We start from the raw sequence: 1,930 nt of genomic DNA, 5'->3' as shown, positions 1-1,930 counted from the left end.
CGGTCAGGATTCGAGAAGCCGGCACCGCCCGGCCCGGCCTAGCGTGACCGGCATGGACATCTGCATTCATTCGGCGTTCCTGCCGCATACCGACCCGGACGCGTCCCTCGCGTTCTACCGTGACGCCCTCGGCTTCGAGGTCCGCAGCGACGTCGGCTACGACGGCCTGCGGTGGATCACGGTCGGCCCCGCCGGCCGGCCCGGCACGGCGCTGGTCCTGGAGCCGGTCGCCCCGCCCGGCTGCGGCATCACCGACGACGAGCGCCGCACCATCGCCGAGATGATGGCCAAGGGCACCTACGCCGGCGTGAACCTGGCCGCCGGTGACCTCGACGCCATGTTCGCCCGCCTGCGCGAGCACGGCGCGGAGATCGTCCAGGAGCCCGCCGACCAGCCGTACGGGGTGCGCGACGGCGCCGTGCGTGACCCCGCCGGAAACCTGATCCGCATCCAGCAGTCCTGACCGGTCCGCCCGGAAACCGGGTGCGCACCCCGGGCGGTTCGCGTAGAACTGCCCGGGTGGTGCGACTCTGGGCGGCGGTGCTGCGGCGGCCGTACGCGAAGGCCCTCGCCGGGGCGAACCTGCTGACCCGGTTGTCGGCGGGGGCGGTCGCCCTCGCGCTGGTCCTGCTCGTGCAGCAGGAGCGCGGGTCGTTCGGCGCCGCCGGGATCGTCGCAGGGGTGTTCGCCATCGGCACCGGCGCCGGCGCGCCCCTGGTCGGCCGGCTCGTCGACCGGTTCGGGCAGACGCCGGTCCTGCTGGGCACCGCAGTCGTGCACGGCGGGGCGCTGCTGGCAGTGGCGTGGCGGCCGGCGGCGCCGCTCGCCGTCCTCATGGTCCTCGCCGGGGTCGCCGGTGCCGCCCGCCCGCCGGTCGCGGCGTGCATGCGCGGGATCTGGATCGCGCTGCTGGGCGAGGGTCCGCAGCTGCGGGCGTCGTACCGGCTGGAGAGCGCCCTGCTCGAGATCGGGTTCATCGCGGGGCCGGTGGTCGCCGGGGCCGTCGTCGCGGCCGGCCGCCCGGCGCTCGGGCTGGCGCTCACCGCCGGCCTCGCCGCGGTGGCGACGGCCGGGTTCGCGCTCCTGCCCCCGGCGCGGGCGTGGCGGCCGCCGGCCCGCGCGACCCGGGGCGTGCTCGGCCCGCTGCGCTCCCCCGCGATCCTGTCGCTGGTCGGCTCCCGCACCGCGCTGGGCGTCGCGATCGGCGCGCTGCAGGTCGCGGCGGCCGCGTTCGCCACCGCCGGCGGGCGGGCCGGGTTCGCCGGGGTGCTGCTCGGCGGGTTCGCGGCCGGCAGCCTGCTGGGCAGCCTCACCCCGCACGTGCCACCGGCGGCGTTCGGACCCCTGTCGGCGGCGATGTGCGTGGCACTCGCGCCGCTGCTGCTGCCCGCCGGCCCGTGGTGGCTGGCGGCGCTGTTCGTGCTGGCCGGGGCGCCGCTGGCACCGCTGAACGCGATCGCGTACGAGCTCACCGACCGCGCCGCGCCCGCCGGCACCGGCACCGAGGCGCGGATGTGGACGGGCACCGCGACGGCGGCGGGCACCGCGCTCGGCAGCGCCCTGGCCGGTGCCGCCGTCGACGGGGCCGCCGCCGACGGGGTGGCCGCCGACGGGGTGGCCGCGCGGGCGGCGGTGCTGGTCGCGCTGGGCGGGGCGGCGGCGGCCGCGGCGGTCACGCTGCTGAGCCGCCGGGCGATCGGATCCGCGGCGGCCGCGCCGCTGCCGACCGTGTGAGGGCCACCGCCACCGGCGTCCGGCGGTGGGCGTTCGCGTAGCCGCTCTCCGTTGCGGTACTGGCTTGATTGCTCAGCGCGACGACGCTGGACTCGGTGGTTGGCGGCCGGGAGAATGGAGGGCAGCGCCTACCGGGGGGAGGCGGCACGTGCCTCGACCATACTTCTCTTTGGACGCACCGGGTTCGGGTTCGGTG

The 1,930-nt window shown here is 77.7% G+C and carries 2 protein-coding genes; both read left to right on the top strand.

Translation table 11 applies throughout. The features are described 5' to 3' along the window. Positions 1 to 52: 52 nt before the first annotated feature. Positions 53 to 463 (top strand): VOC family protein, encoded by a 411-nt coding sequence (locus AB0H83_RS12095; protein WP_360091080.1) that lies wholly within the window; start codon positions 53 to 55, stop codon positions 461 to 463. Between the two features lie 56 nt (positions 464 to 519). Further along, positions 520 to 1,734: an MFS transporter gene (locus AB0H83_RS12090; protein ID WP_360091077.1), complete on the top strand. Its 1,215-nt coding sequence runs from the start codon at positions 520 to 522 to the stop codon at positions 1,732 to 1,734. The last annotated feature ends 196 nt before the right edge of the window (positions 1,735 to 1,930 follow it).

This window comes from Dactylosporangium sp. NPDC050688 (genome assembly GCF_040654515.1).
Lineage (GTDB): Bacteria > Actinomycetota > Actinomycetes > Mycobacteriales > Micromonosporaceae > Dactylosporangium.
Note: the sequence above shows the minus strand (reverse complement) of the source record. Positions and strands in the feature narration are given on the sequence as shown.

Bases quoted from the DNA above. Each gene is read 5' to 3' on its own strand.
- AB0H83_RS12095 (WP_360091080.1), top strand. From the start codon at position 53: ATGGACATCTGCATTCATTCGGCGTTCCTGCCGCATACCGACCCGGAC.